Here is a 20,320-nt window from a genome sequence, read left to right on the forward strand (position 1 = left end):
GGGAGGGAATTAAATTGAACAGGCTGGAAGCTAACATTGGATTACTCAATCAGAATCACCCCAAAAAAAAGACCTCCAAAGAGAAGGTCACAAGAAGAGAGTAAAGCACAACACATTCTATGTAAGTATGAATTGAAAAGCATGGGTATTCGTGTGCAGCAAGAAAAGGAGGCGAAACGGAACCTTCCGCATAGAGGCCGGGAACCTGCAGGTTTCCGGCCTTGCTGTGCGTCAATTCACTTGACCCCTGGCCAATGAAGCCAAATATCGGTCATAGGAGCCCGCCAATCCTTGTGATGATCCACATGCGTCACACGAAAAAAGATAGCGTATCTGGGAAACGGCGAGACATTAGGCGCAACGCTATGCGCCAGCTGGTAGTGTACAAGAAACACATCTCCAGGTTCCCCCGTCGTCTGAACAGGCTGCGGAAGCTCAACCGGCGGCATCCCCTTAAGCAGCGAGTCTGCGCCATGCTCGCGAAAATACTGCTCGTACATCCGGTGTGTTCCCGGCCAAACGGTGAAATTGCCTGCTTGCTGCTGCCGGACAGGCGAGAGCAGCACGCCGACGAGCATGGTAAAGTTGCCGATAGTGCCCTCTGGAACGCCGTTGTGCGGCGAATACATGCCATCCAGATGGGGGGAGGAAGCTCTAGGCGGATCCTGCAGCGAAGGAAAACGGATGGCAATCTGGCCATAGTTGACCGGACGGGCGTTATTCGCACCGAGCAGCGAATCGACCATGCTCTTGACAGGCGTTTGGTTAAACAAATCGACGATCGGCGCTTCACCCTGCAGCTCCGGGCAGTAGGACTGTGCGCGGTACCTTGTGATGTCTTCGACATTCATCCCGTTCCCGATGGAATGGTTGATATGACGCATGGCATGATCCACCATAATAGGCGGGATGACACCGGGAACTTTAAGGAAACCCTGATTGACCAAGGATTGCTTCTGCTCTGATGTGAGCAAACTCATGGGCTGTACCTCCTTATATATCAAGAATGCACCGCCGCTTGGAGACCGGCGGTGCTTATTCTTGTTATCGTTCAAGTCCCAATAGGAAACGGATTAAATGGTCCAGTCCAGTTTCACTTCTTGTCCGGTGCGGGAGGATTCATAGATCGCATCAAGCACCAGATTGCTTGTAAATCCGGTCATGGCGGATGTCAGCGGCTGTTTGCCTTCCCGGATGCACTCCAGAAAGTGGCGGCTCAGGCGAAGGCGTGCGCCTTCATCATTTTGCGGCGTACCCAGCTCGGTATCAATCGGACGCATGAATTTCTCTGTCAGCAGCTTGCCTGCATCGCCCCGGTAGCTGGCTCCGCCTTCCGTTCCCATCAAATGAATGAACGGTGAGTTGTCGGTATCCATATGAACGGCCCAGCTGACTTCCAGCGTCAATGTGCTGCCATCCTCCATCCGGATCATCGCCGTTCCCAGATCCTCTACATCATAGCGTCCATCCCAATCCGGGGTTCCCCATGTGCCGATGCCTTTGCGCTCCGGACCAAATTTGGCATACGTTGCACCCGAGACGGCAATCGGCTTCGGACTGCCCATCAGATGGAGAGCCAGATCGAGCAAATGTACGCCGATATCGATAAGAGGTCCGCCGCCGGACTGTTCCTTCTGGGTAAACCAGGTTCCCCAGCCGGGAATGCCTTTGCGGCGGAACCAACCGGCTTTGGCGGTATAGATGTCGCCGAGTTCTCCGGCTTCAACCTGCTGCTTGATCTGCATGGGAACCGATTCCCATCTCATCTGATGGGCGACCATCAGCGTTCTGTCCGATTCGCGGCTGGCCCTTACGATTTGACGGGCTGCGTCCACATTCAGTGCCATAGGCTTCTCCAGCAGCACATGCTTCCCTGCAGCCAGCACCTGAACAGCAAGCGGAGCGTGGAATTGATTGGGCACTCCAATAATGACAGCGTCGATATCCGGGCTGTTGATCAGTTCATCGTTCGTTTGGAATACTCTGGGGATGTCGAACTGCGCCGCGCGCTGCTCCGCGCGTGCCAGATTAAGATCTGTTACACCGGCGATTTCGCATTCCTGCGGGAGTTTGGAGAATTCCCCCATATGAACCCCACCGATGTTGCCTGCGCCAATAATCCCGATTCTGATTTTACTCATTCGTATTTTCGCTCCTTTGGCTTGTACGTAAACGCTTCATTTCATGTTAAAATAGATTCGGAAGAAATGTATGCCAATTGTTTCGAAGAATATCCCAATATTTCGATAGGGGAGTCCTTACATGACCTATTTCCCTAAAAATTTAAAATCGTACCCGAACATGGATTCATCCCTTCCGCTGCATATCAAGATCAACCGTCTTAAAAACGGCTATCCAAGCCACCGGCATGATTTTCTCGAATTCTCATATGTCATCGAGGGGAGGGGGCACGAGACCATTAACGGTATCCCGCATCCCATGATTCCGGGTACCTTCACGTTCATACTGCCCTACCAGATTCATGAGATTCATACCGATCCGGGCGAGACGCTTGTCCTGGTCAACTGCATGTTCAGCATGAGTCTGCTCATGGAAGCGGGAGGGCAGACGGAGCTGGACCGTCTGCTGACGGAAGATGAGGATCTGGCTTCATTCGTGCAGCTTGGCGGACGCGATCATGAACGCTTCTGCAATCATCTTCATGATATGCTTGATGAATATGAGGGAAGCGAGCGCCTGCGGGCCTCGATGCTCAGAGCGAAGCTGACGGAGCTCTTGGTACTCTTCGACCGGAAGCGAAGGGCAGGCCAACTGGCGTCTGCCGAGACCGCAAACGGCTCCGGCAAGCTCAATCCCACATGGCGCATCATTCATTATATTCAGAGTCATTACCAGGAAAGCCTTACCCTGTCCGACCTGGCGGTGAAATTCTCCATGAGCATGTCGCGGATCAGCGAACGGATCAAGGAAATGACGGATTTGACATTCGTTCAATTTTTGAACGATCTGAGGATACGCCATGCCTGCAGCCTTCTGGTCTCCACGATGATGAATATTACGGAGATTGCCTACGAGGTCGGATACGGATCGTACAAAACCTTCTCGCGTTTGTTCAGGGAGCAGAAAGGGGTCGTACCCACCGATTACCGGAAGCTGAAGATGCAGCAGGCCTATGCGAAAGCCGGCCAGCTGTAGCGGAATCCCGGGCTTGTGGGCATGATCTACCATTGATACATACAAGGAGGAGTAAACCGTGAAGTATACGACATTAGGCAAAACAGGGCAGAACGTAAGCCGTCTGGCCGTGGGCGGCTATCCGTTCTCGGGCGTCAACAAAGCGCAGGGCTGGGACCCGTACAGCAAGCAGGGAAGAGCGGATGCGATCGGCGTCGTTCATGCAGCGCTGGATTCCGGCATTAATTATGTCGATACGGCTCCCGCCTATGGCAGCGGACACAGCGAAAGCATCATCGGAGATGCCCTGCAGGGCAGACGCAGTCAATGCCTGGTGGCTACCAAGGTGACATGGCCAGATTCCTGGTCGGGCATCGGCAAGGAAGGCGTTATTCGCGGTGTGGAGGACAGCCTTGCGCGGCTGAAAATGGAGTATGTCGACGTTATCCAGTTTCATGGCGGCGTCTTTTCGCATGAAGACTCGCAGGCCATCCTGAACAGCGGGCCGATGGAAGCCCTGCAAACATTAAGAGAGCAGGGCAAGGTCAGATGGCTGGGGATCACGACAGAGGATGCCTGCTCCATTCTGGAATTGATCGATACGGATTTGTTCGACGTCATCCAGATCAATTACAACCTGATCTATCAGAATGCCGCGCTTCATCTGCTTGACAGGGCTGCGGAGAAGCAGCTGGGCGTTGCGGTTATGAGGCCGATGACCTCGGGGATTTTACAGCGGATGCTGGAGCATCTGGTTCCCGGGCTGCTTGCAAGCGAGGATATATATGCGCTCTGCCTGAAGTTTCTGCTGTCGGATTCCAGGGTCCACATGCTGAACGTCGGCGCGAGGTGGCCGGAAGAAGTCGAGCGCAACGTCCGGCTTCTGGACGAATTTGTACCGGAATTCGATATTGCCGATCTGCCGCGTTTTACGGGCAAAATCTATGAGTCGGATGACAGGAGAAACGGACTGCTATGAGCATGAGCCAAACACAAGGAGAGAGGATTGATCGCATGAATTACGCAGCAGATGCCTACTCGCATATCGGTCTGCCCCGTTACGGCGGGATTGAGGACTTTGTGAACAACATGAAGCGGTTCGGACTGCGGAAGTCGGTCATGGTGCTGTTCAACGCCGTTCCCGAGTTCGCCAGCCTGTTCGCAGGCATCCGCGACTATCCGGAGGTCATCCGGGGAGTCGGAATCCCGTTCGGTCAAACGCCGGAGCAGCGTATGGAGCTAGTTCTGCTGCAGCTTCAGGCGGGCGTCATCGGCATCAGAATGGAAGCCGGCGAAGCGCTTGGCAATCCCGATATTCTCAAGCTGCTCGGGGAGCAGGGGAAATGGGTGTTCGCCCTCACTCCCTTCCAGTCGGAGGAGCTTACCCGGAATTATCTGGATTGGCTGGAGCAGTATCCGGCCGGGAGGATCGCCTCGCCCCATCTGCTGTACACCGAGGCCGCATCCGCCGGTTTCCGGGACAGGTCGTCCGTCAAGGAGCTGCTGGGCCATCCGAGATTTCACGCCATCTTCTCCAGACATGGGGGGCATGGAAGCACGCTTCCTTATCCGCATCGGGATTTTCTGCCCTGGATGTCGTTCGTCCTGGAGTGGGCCGGCTATGAGCGGACCATGTGGGGGAGCGAATATCCGGTCATCTATTCGCGCAATGAGACGATGCCTGCCTGCATCTCATGGCTCGCGGAAATCGGCGCAGGGCTGTCGGAGCAGCAGCTGAGGAAGGTCATGCACGACAACGCGGAGCGTGTCTTCTTCTCAGACCCGGCACCGGACAGCAGACCTGTCATCATCCCGGACTGGGTAGCCGGGCAATTCAACCATGAGCAGACGGTGAGAATTTACAATCAGGACGGATACGAGCTGCCCCTTGACGTATACGGCAAGCTGATCAACGGATATTTGCAGTCGGAGGAGCTGACCGCGGGCATATCCTTCGCGGATTATTTTGTGAAACGGATAGCTTCATCCTTGAATTAATGGAGGGAATATAGCCAGGGGTACTACACCATGTAGTACCCCTTATCGCTACGTCCCATGAAAGTTGGAACTGAGCAGATTCCCCTGAGGCACCTAGAATGGAATATAGAAGGAAGGCCAAGGGGGAGCAGGCTATGACGTTAACGGTTATTTGTGCTGGCGGGTTATATGCAGCTGGGCGTGGCGGCGGGCAGTCTTGCGGTGCGGCCCTGCTGTATGCGATGAAAACGGTCGTTTATGTTGAATATTGTATTCGCGAGAATCGAAGGCTCCTACTTTTCCCTGCATGAAGGTCTTCGCTGTACTTTTGTTGAACTAAATAGATAACCTGACCGTAGATGGATATGATTATAGGGAGTGTGCAGATGAAGATCAGAGTGTTAATCGCAGACGACAATTCGTTCATCCGCGAAGGGATGCGGATTATTTTGCATTCCTTTGAGGAGTTTGAGGTTGTGGCAACAGTCGGAGACGGAGCGGAAGCGGTTGAATTTTGCAAAGCCAACGAGGTGGATGTGGCACTGCTTGACGTCCGCATGCCCAATATGAACGGCGTAGAGGCAACCAGACGGCTGACTGAGGAAACGAAGACGAGACCGCTCATCCTGACCACCTTCGACGATGATGAGTATATTTTGGATGCGGTCCGTTTCGGGGCCAGAGGCTACCTGCTCAAGAACAATGATCCGGAGCGGATCCGCGACGCCATCAAGAGCGTGCACAACGGCCATAATGTTCTGCAGGATGTCGCACTGGACAAGCTTAAATCCAGTATGGGCGCGCCGGCGCCGGCCGATTCCGGCACGCCCTTCGACCGCAGTCCGTTCACGGAGCGCGAGCTTGATGTGATGGCGCTCATTGCGAAGGGGTACTCCAACAAGGAAATCTCCAAGGAGCTGTTTATTTCCGAAGGTACTATCGCCAATTACATTACCTCCATCCTGAGCAAGACCACACTGGAGCACCGCACACAGATCGCCATATATTATTTGACGGGTAAAATCCGCTGAACGAAAGGATTCGAAGAAACACATGGAATTATGGACTGTCGGCAATAAAACCATTTTGCTTCTCTATGTCATCGCGGCTTCATATTTTGCCGTCTCAGAGCCGATCTCCTGGCTGGTGCTGTACTACCTGATCTATTTGGCGATGAATCTGGTTGTTCATATTGTAAAGGACCCTCGCGTCAAGCAAGGCATCATTGGGTGCATTATCCTCTATCTCATCGGCTGTGCAGCGTATGTGCATCCGTACTTTATCCTGCTCCTTCCGCTCAGCGCCTATGAGCTGTCCTCGTTCCGGATCCAGAACCAGGTGTATGTGCTGATGCTTATTTTGCTGCCTATGCTCTTCATGCGCAACTCCATGCTGGCGCTGTATGGGTTTACAGCGGTGCTGAGTTTCTTCAATTACGTCATGATCCGCAAGTATATGGCCAGAGTGAACAAGCAGGAGGACAGCCTGGAGCGGATGCGCGGCGATCTTCACCGGCTGTCGAAGAAGCAGAATGAGAACCGGGATTTTCTCCGGACTACGGAATATACGGCCAAGCTCGAGGAGCGCAGCCGGCTGTCGCAGGAAATTCACGACGGCATCGGTCATGCCATGACGGGGGCTCTGATTCAGATGGAGGCGGCCAAGCGGCTGATGGCTGACGATCCTGCCGCGGCAGCGACGCTGCTGCAGAACGCTATCGGCATCTCCAAGGAAGGAATCGAGCAGATCCGGCTGACGCTCAAAAACACCAAACCGCTCAAGGAGCAGCTCGGAATCAGCCGCTTGAAGTCCATCGTGGAAGCCTTCGGAGGCCGGACAGGGCTCTTGACAAGCGTTGTGCATGAAGGGGATATGGAGGTCATTACGCCTCTGCAGTGGAAAATCATTCACGAGAATGTGACGGAATCGTTGACCAATGCCGCCAAATATGCCAGCGCAACGGCGATTCATGTGGAAATCAGGGTGCTCAACCGGTTCATCAAAGCGGTGGTATCGGATAATGGACAGGGTGCGCCGAAGGTTGTAAAGGGACTGGGGCTGATCGGTATGGAGGAGCGTGCGGCCGCCATGAACGGTACGGTAATCGCCGATGGAACAAGAGGATTTATTGTCACGACCCTGCTTCCGAGCGGCGCGCAGTGAAGAATCTCACCCCGGCCGGGGGAGCATTCATCATAAAAACATGAGAATTCTCATTCCGAAAGGATGAACTTATGCACTGGCATGAGGGCATCCTTTTTTCTTACAATAAGGACATGAAAGAGATAATGAAACGGAGTGAACCTCATGAATGTATTGGATATCCGCAATCTTACGAAGAAGTTCGGCGATTTCATCGCAGTCGATAATATCTCGCTTTCAATCCGCGAAGGCGAAATATTCGGTTTTCTTGGAGCCAACGGCGCCGGCAAAAGCACGACCATCAACATGGTGTCGTCGCTCCTTCGACCGACCAGCGGAGAAATCCGCATCCTGGACCGGGACATTATGAAGCAAAGCCGGTTCGCGAAGGTCAACCTTGGAATAGTGCCGCAGGACCTGGCGATTTATGAGGATATGACGGCCTATGAGAATGTAAGCTTTTTTGCCGGGCTGTATGGTCTTCGGGGTTCCCGGCTGAGGGAACGGGCAGAGGAGGCGCTGGAATTCGTCGGTTTGAGCGATAAGGCGAAGACCTTCCCGAAAAATTTCTCAGGCGGCATGAAGCGCCGGCTCAACATCGCCTGCGCCATCGCGCATAAGCCCAAGCTGATTATTATGGACGAACCGACGGTCGGCATCGATCCCCAGTCGCGCAATTATATTCTGACCTCCGTGCGCAAGCTCAATGAATCGGGCTGCACGATTATCTACACAAGCCACTACATGGAGGAAGTGGAGGAGATCTGCTCCCGCATCGCGATCGTCGATCACGGCAAAATCATCGCGGAAGGGACCAAGGAGCAGCTCAAAGCCACCATAACCGACGTGAAGGACATCCGGATCGAATTGAAGTCGGCCCAAGGCTCGGAAGGCGAGCGGCTGCAGGGGATTCCGGGGGTGCGCAAGGTTCTTCAGGAGGAAAATATTCTCCGCATTCACAGCGATGCCGCCGTTGACAATCTGAATCTGATTCTGAAGCGGCTGATGGAGGACAATATGGAAATCCGTGCTGTCGAGGAACAGGAGCCGAACCTCGAGATGGTATTCCTCACCTTGACCGGGCGCAAATTAAGGGATTAAACATCCATAGAGAGGAGGTTATGGCTATGAATACATTATCGATTGCCCTGAAGGAAATCAAAAGGGATTTTCGCGACCGGCGCACGCTGTTTTTCATGCTGGCTTTTCCCATCGTGCTTATGCTGATTCTCGGCCTGGCTCTGACCAATGCTTTTACCAGCAATGCAAGCATTGGCAGTATGAAGGTGCTCGTCAAGGATACAAGCAGCGGCATGCTGTCCCAGTCCTTCCAGGCATTCGCCAAGGAAATTGGCTCAACAGGCGTCCAGTTCGAGACGGCCAAGGCAGACATTGACGGACGGGAAGAGGTGGCGGAGAATCGTTACCAGGGTTATGTGGAACTAACGGATAGCGGCATATCGCTGTACGGCAGCGACCGCAGTGCCCTCGAAGGCAATATCGTACAGGGGATGCTGAGCGCTTTTACGGATAAATATAATGCGGCCGCAGCCGTAGAAAAGAGCGATCCCGATAAAATCGGTCTCGTATTCGCCGGGAGCGGCGGAGGTTATATTCAGGAAACCTCGATCATTGCCGACCGCAAGGCGGGATCGATGGATTACTATGCTTTGGCCATGACGGTCATGATCGCCTTATGGAGCGCCATGTCAGCGGGAGAGCTCATCCGCAGTGAAATCAAACGCGGTACGGTGGCCCGGCTTGTTGCGGCTCCGGTGAGCAGAAGCGAAATTTTTATCGGCAAGATTATGGGCAATATTGTCATTAACATGCTATGTGTCGTGATTATTGTATTCTTCAGCAAATTTGCGTTTAAAGCGTATTGGGGCGATCATCTGGGCCTGGTGCTGCTCGTACTGCTCACGGAGGTGGTAATGGCGGCCAGCTTCGGGCTCGCGGCAAGCTATTTGCTGAAAGGGACCTCATCACGCGGAATTGTTAATCTGCTCGTACAGCTGTTTTCCTTTTTCGGCGGCGCTTATTTCCCTGTTGATGATGTCGGCGGAGGCATAATGAGCTTCGTGACGGAACTGTCCCCCATTCGCTGGGCGAATCGGGGATTGACAGAAATTATCTATTCCAACGACTTATCGGCGGCTTGGCCGGTTATGGGGTTGAACCTTGGTCTTGCAGTATTGTTTCTCGTCATATCGGCAACAATTATGAAACGCAGGGAGGGTTTGTAAATGTGGAAGGATTTTTGGTTTCTGGTCCGGATTACGCTGTGGACCACATTTCGTAAGCCCTCCAACCTGATCTTGTATTTCGGTCTCCCGGTTGCCGGAATTCTGCTGTCCACCCTTCTCTACGGTTCCCCGGGACAGACGGTGCTCCGAGTTGGAGTCGTGAACGGGGATGGATCTGAAGCCATAGCGGCGGATACGGCGGGCTTCGTTCAGGGGCTGGATAATGTGAAAATCGTAAGCGTAACAGAGAGCGAGCTGAAGAGTCAGCTTGCAGCCGGACAGCTGGACAGCGGAATTGTCATCGGAGAAGGCTTCTCGAAAAGCGTGCTTGAAGGCAGCCCCGCTCATATCGGAATCCAGTCGCTCAAGGGCGCCCAGGTGACCGCTTATATGAAGTCTATGCTGGCCGGATACATTGACAATATCTCCGCCATCGGCAAAATATCAGCAGGAGATACAGCAAAGTTCGAGCAGCTGTACGATTCGTATCGGGGAACGGACTTCAAGCTGTCGGCACAGTCCGTGAATGATACATCCTCCACCAAGGATATGTCCTACCAGTCGATTGGTTATCTGATCATGTTTATGATGATGTCTGCGGTCAACCTCTCGGAGCTGATTCTCAAAAATCGCGAGAACCGCACTTATTTCCGCATTTTGTCTTCACCGGTAGATGCCAGAACCTACGTCATGTCCAATGTATTTGTGAATTTGTGCATCATGATGGCTCAGATTGTGGTTGCGCTGTTCTTCATGTTCGTTATCTTCGGACTCGAGCCCGGTATTCCTGCAGTTGAGATGCTCGGCATCATGTCCCTGTTCGCCCTGGTGTCGGTTAGTCTCTCGCTCGTTGTCGTCGCTTTCTCCAAGAATACGGCTATGGCAGGAGCAATGCAGAACCTGATTGTAACACCCACCTGCCTGTTATCCGGCTGCTTCTTCCCGATCAGCATCATGCCGGAGGCCATCCGCCGCATAGCGGATTTCCTGCCGCAGAATTGGGTGCTGCAGTCGATCAGCAAGCTGCAGTCGGGAGGCGCGCTCAGTGGCATCTGGTTCAACCTTGCGGTGCTGCTTGCGTTCGCCGTAGTGTTCTTCCTGATTGCAACCTACAAGTTCGGACGAAACAACGATACGAGAAATTTTGTTTAACATATAAGGAAGTATAAGATTCCCCTATACTTTGCTTCTATTTCTGAAGGAAGAAACGGCTGCACGCCAATAGGACGGTGCAGCCGTTTCTTCTTGATAACGGAGTAACGGTGTTTATTTTGCATCTACTGGTGGGAAATTGCCTAAAGTGGGTAAAATAATACAACAACCGTGGAGCGGCGGTTCTGACCACATAAACAATCCGCTTCAGTCCTGGAGGAGATACGAATGATGACATTATCACGGCAATCGCTAGTCGACTGGCTGCAGAGCCATACCGGCCAGGAGCTCCTAATCCGAAAACAGGAGCAGGAGGATCTGGACGAGGTTCGCCTTGAGCTGAGCGATATCGATTATCGAAGCAGCCGAAGCGATTCCATCGATGAGTATACATCGGACAGCGCGCTGCTGCTTCACGGGCGGGGTACTGTAATAACCGAAGACAGCGAAGAGGAGCTTCCTTCCCGCACCTTCGAGATTCCGCTGCAGGGATTAAACTATGCGAAGCAGGAGAACGATGCATTGGTTCTGGAGACCGAGCGGGCCAAATACCTGATCAGTGTTTTATAATTCTTATCCTGAAGATGCTTGAGCATCAAAGGCATATTTTCAAAAAAAGGGACCCGGCTGCATGCAGCCGGGTCCCTTTTTTTTGAAAATATAAGAACGAATAAAATTTCATCATACTTTGCTTATATTTCTGAGGGGAGAAACTAACTTTGCCGCCAAAAGACGGCGCAGCCGGCTCTTCTTGCTTTGGCGAAAGAAGAATAATGGAACGCAAACGTTACAAGGTACGCCGCAACCAGGCGGTCTTCTGTTTCAATCATAGAACAGACAATTTATTAACGAAAGGGACAAAACTTGCGATTCTGCAAAGGAGCAAGAACTGTCGCTAACCTGCGGCTGGTGAATGGGCTACTATATGAATGGAAAGCGCCGTCAAATGCTGTGGCGCCCGAAAAGAATTCATATTTGAGGAGGTTTTGCATGATTGCAGGAAAGCTGTATGGTTATGCCCTGTCCATGGTCCTGTTCATAGGTCTGCTTGCAGGATGTTCAGGTGGAAACGGGAACGAGCCCGCTGTTGACAGTAGCGAAGAGGGGACTCCGAATGCCGCGGAACCAGCCGCAGCTGCAGAAGCGTTGAAGCTCCAGTTTATGGTGCCCTCGTTTGCAGAGGTTCCCGACATGAACGACCAGTATTGGACGGAGTGGCAGAAGCGGACGAACACATCGCTTGACGTCGAGTGGATCCCATCCGGAGATTACGATACGAAGTTTGACCTGGTGCTGGCGTCCGGCAATCTCCCGGAAATCATTGTCGCCCAGAATGTGACACGGCCCACGCTGCAGATGGCCATCAAGCAGGGTGCGTTCTGGGATCTTACGCCGTTCCTTGGCGACTTCAGCAAGTACCCTAACCTCAAGAACAACAGCGAGCAGAATGTCTGGACGTATATGAAATCCGACGGGAAAATCTACGGGATTCCCCGCAACCGTCCTGTCATTGATCCCGGCATCAAGATAAGAAAGGACTGGCTGGATAAATTAAATCTGCCCATACCCAAGACGCTCGATGAGTATGCCGCAGCTCTCAAGAAAATTGTAGACGGGGACCCCGACGGCAACGGGAAAAAGGATACGATCGGCATCATCGGTCACGGCTACCTTCTGGCTGATGGGGACGGCTCTTATGAGGCTGCTTTTGGCGCATTGGACCCTTTTTACAATCAGGAGGGCGGATTGGTTCGCGATTTATTAACCCCTAATTACACGGATATGGTGGAATGGTTCCGTAAGCTGTATGCGGACGGCATCCTCGCGAAGGAATTCACGACGATCAAGAAAACGCAGGCGGAAGAAATGTTCGCCACCGGCCGCGCAGCCTCTTATACCCGGAATATTTGGCGCGATTACACATGGGAGCAGGAGAACAAGAAAACGCAGCCTGATGCCGAAATCATTACGCTTCCTCCCATGCAGGGTCCCAAGGGGGTCAGCGTGCAGCTCGTGCCGCCATTCTTCGGGGCGAATTACATTTCCAAGAAGGTGCCGGAGGAGAAGGTTAAACAAATTCTCGATTATTTTGAGGAAACGACCACAATGGAATACACGGATTTCAACTATTTTGGCATCGAAGGCGTTCATCATACATTGGTCGACGGACAGCCGCAGCTGACCGAGCTTGGGATCAAAGAGGTGACTACAAACGCCAACCAGGTATTCGCATTGGCCTTCAACAATAAAATGAAGGTGTTTAATGCCTCGGCCCCCAAAGCCTATAACGACGCCAAGCTGAAGGATGCCGAGGTGTACGGCGAGGTTGGCAAAACCAATGTGTTCAACATCATCGCCTCGGTCAAGTGGACGGAGGTCTGGCCCAAATATGAGAAGGAGTGGCAGTCGATGGCCACCAAAGCTATTGTGGGTCAAATCTCCATGGACGAGTACAAGGCCTATGTCGATAAGCTGAACGCCATGCCGGAATTCAAGCAGGCGTACCAGGAATATGCCGCGATGTACAAAGAGTATTTCGGAGAATAAAACCGCATGAACCAAGGAGGAATTTGTTGTGCCCATCTATAACACGGACAATAAAGCCTATGAAGGAGAGCATGTGCTGGATAACCCTCCCCCGTTTCATGAGAAGCTGCTTGATTACGGCGAGCGCCCGTACTGGTCTCCGGACGGCAAACGGCTTGCCTTTATCGAGCGGAATTACGGGGATGTTTGCGAAATGGATATGGCCACCAGAGAGGTCCGCAATTTGACCAAAAATCTGGGAAACCATCATTCCTTCCTGCGGGTTCTGTTCCTCGCAAACGGAGATTATCTGCTCATCGGTCCCAAAGAATTCAAAGACCGCCGCACCAGCAGATATCTGGAGTCAGAGCTTTGGATCATGGATAAGGATGCCAGCTCTCCGCCCAAGCCGCTGGGCCGGAGAATTTCCGAAGGAGCGGGGGTATCGGCAGTAGCGAACCGGATCACATACTCCATGCATGGAGGACATGATCCGCGTATCGGCACAACCGAGGACTACGAATGTCATGTGACGGACATCGTTTATGGACCGGAGGGTCCGGAGCTTGGGGATGACCGGGTCATCTACCGCAATGTGCGCGGCTTCCATCCGGAGCCTCAGGATTTTCGCCATAACGATACGGAAGTGATCATGGCCGAATATATCGGCAGTCCCTACAGGACTCCGGATAATTGGAAGGCTGTAACAAGGGGCATTGATCTTAAGACCCTCGACGTGCGCACTTACATCACAGAGGAGCAGACGCATAATGAATGCGAAGGAATCTTTCCGGATCACGAGCATATTTGCCTGGAATCCTCCTGCGATCTGGTGAATCAGTTCCCTCCCTTTGATTTATGGAAGCTGAAGCTGGACGGTACCGGCAGGCGGGTTCGGATGACGCGCTTCTTTGACCGTTCTCCCTGGAGAGCCAGCAATTCCAATGTAAGCCCGGACGGCAAATGGCTGGCATTCATGGTCAACACCTACACAAGCGAGCCGGGATTTGGAATGGGTCTGGGACTGATGAATTTGGAGGAGTGGGAAAAAAGCGAGTATGCGGCGCAGTGGGAAACACCGGAATCCAGAGCTGCGACGCGGCAGTAAGGGCGAAAATCAGCTTGGGCGGTTCGATGAAATTCGGGGTTAACAACAAAAACGGTTCTCTCGCAAACTTGCGAACAGGACCGTTTTTTATCGGTTATTCCGCAAGTCTCTGCCTGCATCGTCAAAAATAGTGCATATTCTCCCAAGGATTCGACAATGCGGGCATCGAATTGTAGTAGGATAGCGGACGAAAATATTATCGTTTGGGGGGTCATAATGGTTAACTGGATTGAAGCCCTGGTACGCCAGCCGGGTTCCATGCTTGCTGCCAACCGCGGAAAATATTTATACAAGTTAATTTGGCTTGGGTGCATATCCGTCTGTGTTCCCGTCCTATTGGCCAGCCTGGTTTACTATCAATTTTCCATGAACCGGATGAATCAACAGATGCTCAGCGAAAGCCGCTCATCCCTCACGATGATGAAAGACAGGTCCGAACGCATTCTGCAGGGGATAGAGCAGGAATCGCTTCAGCTGGCGCTCGATCCTGCCCTTACGAATTTTTTTACCAAGCCTGATCAGGAATCCGGCATCATCTGGCATCAGAATATTTTGGATAAAATCGCCATGTTCAAAAATACCAACAGCTTTATCGATGAGATTTTTTTTTATAACAGGGCGGAAGAAACTGTGTTGTCCAACCGCTACGGCACGGTCGATAAGGAAAAATATCCATATGGGGAAGACATCGACCGGCTCATCCTGGACGGCAATCTGTCCCAGTGGACGATTATGCCTGCCGGGAAGAAGGACGGCTACATCACATTCGCCCGGCTGCTGCCTATTTTGGGAAGCGGGAAGGCGCAGGGAGTATTGGCGTTTGAAATTGAAACCTCCGCAATCAGCAAATTTTTGCAAACGGATACAATTATAGTTCCGAAGGAAAAGGACTTATTCGTACTGAATTATCAGAAGCTTTTCCAAAACGGCAATACAGGTTCGGAAGACATCTATTCAAAGCTTAATCAGATGGAAAGCCTCGAGAAAATCCGCACCTCCGGCAAAACGACCGACAGCTTCTTCGCGGAAGGGATTGACGGGGACCGGGCGCAGTATCTGTACCAGAAAAATGTTTTCGGACGCACCTACGTGACGGTGATTCCCGAGAAAATCATCGCCGGACAAATCAACTGGATCCGGGGAGTTACGCTGCTTGTGCTGTTGTTTTTCATTGCCGTGGGCGTTCTGCTGACTTACTTCAATACGAAGAAAGCGTACAACCCGATCGGGGAGCTGATCAAGCACAGCAGAACCTTAAGCTTCGGGAGAATCCAGAATAAAGACAATGAGTTCGACTATATCAAGGAATGTCTGGACTTCTTGAATAACGAGGCCGAAAAGCTGGGCACCTTCATGGAGCAAATCGAGCCTTCGCTTAGGGAAAAATGCCTGCAGCAGCTGCTGAGCGGCGATTATGTCAGAAATGATTCTCTCATTCGCGATTCCATCACGTACGGGATATCCGTTGATTCCACCAATGTCGTGCTGATTGCAGAAGTGGAGAATATCTCGAAGGACAAACGTTTCCTGCCTGATGAGAGAAGCATTATCGCGTTTGCCATCGCCAATGTCATGCAGGAGCTGCTTCAATCGGATGCCCGTATTCAAGGCTATGTCATCCCCTTTCAGGGAAGGGGCGTCGCCCTGCTGCAGTTCGGTCAGGATACCGAGCTGTCGGTTATGCGCAGTCAGACTCTTGAGTATGCGAACTCTGTATGCGCCTCGCTCAAGAATGTCCTGTCCTTTGACGTGTCTGTAGGCGTCGGGCGGTTCTACTCCCATACAGCCGATGTCCCGGTTTCTTACAAAGAGGCGGAGATCGCGCTGCAGAACCGGATTTTTCGTTTATCCGAGCATGTCTTGTTCATTGACGATATGGAACGCAGCAAGAAACAGGCGTTGTTCCGTTATCCGCAGGAATTGGAAACAGCCATTGTCGAGGCATTGGAGACCGGAGATCCTGGAGAAGCGGGCCGCCATTTATCCCAGTTCTCCGAAACGCTCCGCAGCTCCCATTCCTATATATTGGTCTATCAAAGCTATTATGTGCTGCTGTCCGCCGTGATTCATTCTCTGGAAAGGCAGGGGGGCAGCCTCGTTGACATCCTGGAGCATAATTTATTCGGACATCTCAAGAACAAGCAAACATCCCGGGAAATCTACGATTGGTTCGTCGAGAGCATCTTTCCTCTCTACAAGTGGCTGGCGGAGAACTACAGGAGCGAGGCAGGCCAATCGGCAGTCAAGCAGGTATGCCGGCATATCAAGGAGAACTGCAACAACGACCTCTCGCTGGTGAGCTGTGCGGATATGGTGGGGATGAGCCCTTCTTATTTGAGCCGGCTGTTCAAAAAAGAAATGGGCATGAATTTTCTCGATTTTGTCGTCGACTGCAAGGTTGTAGAGGCGAAAAGGCTGCTGCTCGAATCGGATCGGACCGTCAGCGATATCGCGACGGCGATCGGATATTCGGAGCGGAATTTAAACCGTATCTTCCAGCGATATTCGCGCATGACCCCCAGCGCATTCAGGTCAAGAAACCGGTAGAAAGGGAGGGTTAGACAGTTTTTGCCCTTGCCGGACGGAAATTGTGAACCGGCCGGAAACGGGAAGTTGGTCAAGAATTGTCCCTTACATGCAGACGGAGGTATCGATAATATCAGGTTAGCAGCGAGCAGCATCATCGTTAAACGTGGAATGAAGCGCTGTTCCTCGTTTATGGATGGAAGGAGGCCGAATGGCTATGGTTCAAAAACGAAAACCGCAGCTGCCTTACGGTGCGGTATATTTCCGCAAATCGAATCCGCCCGGCGAAGACTGGCAGCGCGATTATGCGGCCGCCGGTGAGGACGGAATGAATACGTTCCGGCACTGGTTCATGTGGGGAGCCATCGAAACGGCCCCCGGCGTGTATGATTGGACCGATTACGACCGGCAGATGGATTTGGCGGCGCAGCACGGCATTCAGACCATCGCCGCCGAGATGATCACATCCGTTCCGGAATGGGCGGTGCATGCAATGCCGGAAGCGGTGCATATGCGATCGGACGGAAGCCGTCTCAAGACACAATTGAGCGGCAGCAGCGCCACTGGAGGCTTTGGTGACGGCTCCTCGGGCGTCTTGTGTCTGGATTGTCCGGAAGCGAAGGAGCTTGCCGGGCGCTTCCTGACGAATCTGGTGCTCCGCTACAAGGATCATGAAGCAATGGCGGGTTATGACGTATGGAATGAGTGCAATTATTCTCCGCATATTTGTTACTGCCGTTTTACGAAGGATAAGTTCCGTCAATGGCTCAAGGAAAAATATTCAAGCCTGCAGGAATTGAATCAGGCCTGGCACAGGTACAGCTATACCGCCTGGGAGCAGGTGGAGCCTCCGGCGCAAACCGCACCTTACCCGGAATGTATGGACTGGTTGGCGTTCAAGAAAGACAATTTCTACGAGCATATGCAGTGGAGGATCGATCTGATCCGCAGCCTCGATGACCAAAATCTGATCACGGCGCACGGGATTGCCGGCAGTCTTCACATTATGGCGTCCATGGGGGCGGATGACTGGCTCGCAGCCTCTAAAGTGGACGTTTACGGGTTTACCTGGGTAGCCTCCCGCAAGGGCGGCGAGCCCTGGAAGCAGTGGCATGCCGTCGATCTGGTGCGCTCTGCCTCGCGCGGCAAACCGTTCTGGCATGCGGAGGCTCAGGGCGGTCCGCTTTGGCTGCAGCCCCAGGTTATCTGCCGCCCGAGAGAGGATGGAAGAATGACAGAGCCGGAGGATATCCGGATCTGGCAGATGATCTCGTTTGCCGGAGGCGCCCGCGGGCTCTTGTTTCCAAGGTGGCGTCCGCTGCTCGACGGCCCCCTGTTCGGTGCCTTCGGCGCTTATGCCATGGACGGCTCACGGACGGACCGCTCGTCTATGGCAAGCAGGCTGGCCCGTTGGACAAACGATGAAGCCCAGAAGGATTTGCTCGAAGCGGAGCCTATCCGAGGTGATATAGGGATTCTGGTCATGCCGGAAACGCAAACATTCGATTATTTGCTGAATCGTGAAATGCGGGGCGAATGGTACAGCCAGTCGATGTGGGGAGCCTATCAGGGCTTCTTCGACAACAACATCCAGGCAGACTGGGTGCATATCGATCATATTGAAGATTACAAGGTGCTTTATTGGCCTTATCCGATTATGGCGACCCGGCAGCACTCGCAAAGGATACAGGAGTGGGTGCGAAGCGGGGGGATATTGATCAGTGAAGGCTGTCCGGCTTACTTCGGAGACAGGGGCAGAGCGGGAGCGCAGCAGCCTAATTACGGGCTGAATGAACTGTTCGGAGCCGCTGAAACACATGTCGAGTTTATGCCGGATATCTCGGGCACGCTGGAGCTGGATTGGGATGGAAGACGGGTGCGCGGAGGGATCTATTCCCAGTCCTATGCCGCCCTCTCCGGCGGGCAGGTGCGGGGGCGCTATGGGGATGGCAGCGCGGCGGTCATCGAGCATGCTTATGGCAGCGGAAGAACGCTGCTCATCGGAACATTCCCTTCAGAGGCTTATTACCGGACGCAAGATCCGGTAAACCGCAAGTATTTCCTGGAGGTATTAGCCTGGGCAGGCGTCGAACAGCATGTACGGGTCACCGATCACCGGGTTCAAGCCCGGCTCTCCGCAGGCAAGGACGGCGGATTGTATCTGTGGATTCTTAATCCGGATAGGGAAGAACGGACAGCGGAAGTGGAGCTGTCCCAAGGCTTGGATGGTCTTGCTGTCATTTGCAGGTATTGGGGAGAAGCGGTTTATGCGCGGAAAGAACAAAGGCTGCAGATGACGCTGCACGGCAGGGATGCGCTGGTGCTGAAACTGGGATCGGGACCGGGATCGGGATCAACTCCCAGGGAATCCACCTCTGCCGATGCGGCGGAAGCGAACGGGAGGATAGAGCCATGAAAATCAAAAGCATTGAAACCTTTACCAATAAGCAGATCAGCTGCGTGCGGGTGAGAACCGAGGACGGGCAGGAAGGCTTCGGGCAAATCGCGCCTTATCATGCCAATATCTCGGCATTGGTGCTGCATCAGCAAATTGCTCCGCACGCGCTTGGCGCGGATGCGGAAGACATTGCCGCGCTGGCGGAGCGGTGCGTGGAAGCGGAGCATAAGTTCCCGGGCTCCTACATATGCAGAGCCGTCGGCGGACTGGATACGGCTTTATGGGATTTGAAAGGGAAGCGGCTCGGGAAAAGCGTATGCGAGCTGCTTGGAGGCCAGCCGCGGGCTGTTCCGGTATATGGCTCCAGCATGCGGCGGGATATTTCCCCCGCAGAGGAAGCGGACCGCCTGCAGAGGCTTCAGGATGCGCATGGCTACCAGGCGTTCAAAATCCGTATCGGCAAAAATTTCGGCAGCGATACGGACGTTTACCCGGGCAGGACGGAGGAGATCGTACCGGCTGTCCGCAGAGCCATTGGAGACAGAACTGATCTCTATGTGGACGCGAACAGCGGATTTACACCGGCCAGGGCCATCGAGGTCGGACATATGCTGGGGCAGTACGGCGTCTGCCACTACGAGGAGCCTTGTCCCTATCCGCAGCTGGAATGGACGAAGCAGGTGGCCGATGCGCTGGAGCTTCCCGTTACCGGCGGGGAACAGGATACGGATCTGGCGCAATTTCAGAGGATGATCTCCATGCATGCGGTGGATATCGTTCAGCCCGATATTTGTTACATCGGGGGCTTGAGCCGGGCCTTGAAGGTAGCACAGATGGCGGAGGCGGCCGGAATGACCTGTACCCCCCACGCGGCCAACTTGTCGATGGTGACTATTTTTACCCTGCATATGGCTGCTGCTGTACCTAATGCTGGCCGGTTCGTGGAGTTCTCCATCGAGCCCGATCACTGGACGGAAGGGCTGTTCACCTCCGGTCTTAAGGTGGAGGACGGCAAGGTGCATGTGCCGGACGGTCCCGGATGGGGCGTCACCATTCATCCCGAATGGCTGGCCAAAGCTGAATATAGAATCAGTCAAATCTGATTATATG

Annotated in this window: 16 protein-coding genes; 14 read left to right on the forward strand and 2 right to left on the reverse strand. The window is 53.2% G+C overall.

The annotated features are described in order from the left end of the window. Positions 1-236: 236 nt before the first annotated feature. Positions 237-980: a phytanoyl-CoA dioxygenase family protein gene (locus AC0YNV_RS03600; protein WP_475765876.1), complete on the reverse strand. Its 744-nt coding sequence runs from the start codon at positions 978-980 to the stop codon at positions 237-239. Between the two features lie 93 nt (positions 981-1,073). After that, a complete protein-coding gene (locus AC0YNV_RS03605) occupies positions 1,074-2,141 on the reverse strand; it encodes a Gfo/Idh/MocA family protein (RefSeq protein ID WP_475765878.1) in 1,068 nt (355 codons plus the stop codon). 121 nt (positions 2,142-2,262) lie between these two features. On the opposite strand from AC0YNV_RS03605, the gene AC0YNV_RS03610 reads away from it, so the two are divergent. The 14 genes from AC0YNV_RS03610 (at position 2,263) to AC0YNV_RS03675 (ending at position 20,313) form a co-directional block, all read left to right on the forward strand. Next, on the forward strand, positions 2,263-3,156 hold the full coding sequence (locus AC0YNV_RS03610) for an AraC family transcriptional regulator (protein WP_475765879.1): 894 nt from the start codon (positions 2,263-2,265) through the stop codon (positions 3,154-3,156). 58 nt (positions 3,157-3,214) lie between these two features. Continuing rightward, positions 3,215-4,114, forward strand: coding sequence for an aldo/keto reductase (locus AC0YNV_RS03615; RefSeq protein ID WP_475765881.1), 900 nt, complete (start codon positions 3,215-3,217; stop codon positions 4,112-4,114). A gap of 35 nt (positions 4,115-4,149) precedes the next feature. Continuing rightward, entirely contained in the window at positions 4,150-5,133 is a 984-nt protein-coding gene (locus AC0YNV_RS03620; RefSeq protein WP_475765883.1) for an amidohydrolase family protein, read from the forward strand. 365 nt (positions 5,134-5,498) lie between these two features. Next, the gene (locus tag AC0YNV_RS03625; RefSeq protein ID WP_475765885.1) at positions 5,499-6,143 is read left to right on the forward strand and encodes a response regulator transcription factor; all 645 of its coding nucleotides are present in this window, start codon (positions 5,499-5,501) and stop codon (positions 6,141-6,143) included. A gap of 22 nt (positions 6,144-6,165) precedes the next feature. Continuing rightward, positions 6,166-7,275 carry a sensor histidine kinase gene (locus AC0YNV_RS03630; RefSeq protein ID WP_475765886.1) on the forward strand — a complete coding sequence of 370 codons (1,110 nt, stop codon included), beginning with the start codon at positions 6,166-6,168 and terminating at the stop codon, positions 7,273-7,275. Between the two features lie 144 nt (positions 7,276-7,419). Continuing rightward, positions 7,420-8,355 carry an ABC transporter ATP-binding protein gene (locus AC0YNV_RS03635; protein WP_210039312.1) on the forward strand — a complete coding sequence of 312 codons (936 nt, stop codon included), beginning with the start codon at positions 7,420-7,422 and terminating at the stop codon, positions 8,353-8,355. Between the two features lie 26 nt (positions 8,356-8,381). Continuing rightward, complete coding sequence (locus tag AC0YNV_RS03640; protein ID WP_475765888.1) at positions 8,382-9,500, forward strand: ABC transporter permease; 1,119 nt, start codon at positions 8,382-8,384, stop codon at positions 9,498-9,500. After that, on the forward strand, positions 9,501-10,652 hold the full coding sequence (locus AC0YNV_RS03645) for an ABC transporter permease (protein ID WP_475765890.1): 1,152 nt from the start codon (positions 9,501-9,503) through the stop codon (positions 10,650-10,652). A gap of 228 nt (positions 10,653-10,880) precedes the next feature. Continuing rightward, the gene (gene ymzB, locus AC0YNV_RS03650; protein ID WP_210039309.1) at positions 10,881-11,222 is read left to right on the forward strand and encodes a protein YmzB; all 342 of its coding nucleotides are present in this window, start codon (positions 10,881-10,883) and stop codon (positions 11,220-11,222) included. Between the two features lie 420 nt (positions 11,223-11,642). Then, positions 11,643-13,199, forward strand: coding sequence for an extracellular solute-binding protein (locus AC0YNV_RS03655; protein ID WP_210044039.1), 1,557 nt, complete (start codon positions 11,643-11,645; stop codon positions 13,197-13,199). A 28-nt stretch (positions 13,200-13,227) separates the two neighbouring features. Continuing rightward, positions 13,228-14,286, forward strand: coding sequence for a TolB family protein (locus tag AC0YNV_RS03660; RefSeq protein ID WP_475765893.1), 1,059 nt, complete (start codon positions 13,228-13,230; stop codon positions 14,284-14,286). Positions 14,287-14,502: 216 nt separating this feature from the next. Further along, the gene (locus AC0YNV_RS03665; protein ID WP_475765894.1) at positions 14,503-16,833 is read left to right on the forward strand and encodes a helix-turn-helix domain-containing protein; all 2,331 of its coding nucleotides are present in this window, start codon (positions 14,503-14,505) and stop codon (positions 16,831-16,833) included. A gap of 196 nt (positions 16,834-17,029) precedes the next feature. Next, positions 17,030-19,228: a beta-galactosidase gene (locus AC0YNV_RS03670; protein ID WP_475765896.1), complete on the forward strand. Its 2,199-nt coding sequence runs from the start codon at positions 17,030-17,032 to the stop codon at positions 19,226-19,228. Beyond that, positions 19,225-20,313: a mandelate racemase/muconate lactonizing enzyme family protein gene (locus tag AC0YNV_RS03675; RefSeq protein ID WP_475765897.1), complete on the forward strand. Its 1,089-nt coding sequence runs from the start codon at positions 19,225-19,227 to the stop codon at positions 20,311-20,313. The genes AC0YNV_RS03670 and AC0YNV_RS03675 overlap by 4 nt, the downstream gene beginning before the upstream one ends. The last annotated feature ends 7 nt before the right edge of the window (positions 20,314-20,320 follow it).

Source organism: Paenibacillus sp. JT31N11, from assembly GCF_056269285.1.

Excerpts from the sequence above, each read along its gene's own strand:
- AC0YNV_RS03600 (WP_475765876.1), bottom strand. The coding sequence starts at position 980 with ATGAGTTTGCTCACATCAGAGCAGAAGCAATCCTTGGTCAATCAGGGT.
- AC0YNV_RS03605 (WP_475765878.1), bottom strand. The coding sequence starts at position 2,141 with ATGAGTAAAATCAGAATCGGGATTATTGGCGCAGGCAACATCGGTGGG.
- AC0YNV_RS03610 (WP_475765879.1), top strand. The coding sequence starts at position 2,263 with ATGACCTATTTCCCTAAAAATTTAAAATCGTACCCGAACATGGATTCA.
- AC0YNV_RS03620 (WP_475765883.1), top strand. The coding sequence starts at position 4,150 with ATGAATTACGCAGCAGATGCCTACTCGCATATCGGTCTGCCCCGTTAC.
- AC0YNV_RS03625 (WP_475765885.1), top strand. The coding sequence starts at position 5,499 with ATGAAGATCAGAGTGTTAATCGCAGACGACAATTCGTTCATCCGCGAA.
- AC0YNV_RS03630 (WP_475765886.1), top strand. The coding sequence starts at position 6,166 with ATGGAATTATGGACTGTCGGCAATAAAACCATTTTGCTTCTCTATGTC.
- AC0YNV_RS03635 (WP_210039312.1), top strand. The coding sequence starts at position 7,420 with ATGAATGTATTGGATATCCGCAATCTTACGAAGAAGTTCGGCGATTTC.
- AC0YNV_RS03640 (WP_475765888.1), top strand. The coding sequence starts at position 8,382 with ATGAATACATTATCGATTGCCCTGAAGGAAATCAAAAGGGATTTTCGC.
- AC0YNV_RS03645 (WP_475765890.1), top strand. The coding sequence starts at position 9,501 with ATGTGGAAGGATTTTTGGTTTCTGGTCCGGATTACGCTGTGGACCACA.
- ymzB (WP_210039309.1), top strand. The coding sequence starts at position 10,881 with ATGATGACATTATCACGGCAATCGCTAGTCGACTGGCTGCAGAGCCAT.
- AC0YNV_RS03655 (WP_210044039.1), top strand. The coding sequence starts at position 11,643 with ATGATTGCAGGAAAGCTGTATGGTTATGCCCTGTCCATGGTCCTGTTC.
- AC0YNV_RS03665 (WP_475765894.1), top strand. The coding sequence starts at position 14,503 with ATGGTTAACTGGATTGAAGCCCTGGTACGCCAGCCGGGTTCCATGCTT.
- AC0YNV_RS03670 (WP_475765896.1), top strand. The coding sequence starts at position 17,030 with ATGGTTCAAAAACGAAAACCGCAGCTGCCTTACGGTGCGGTATATTTC.
- AC0YNV_RS03675 (WP_475765897.1), top strand. The coding sequence starts at position 19,225 with ATGAAAATCAAAAGCATTGAAACCTTTACCAATAAGCAGATCAGCTGC.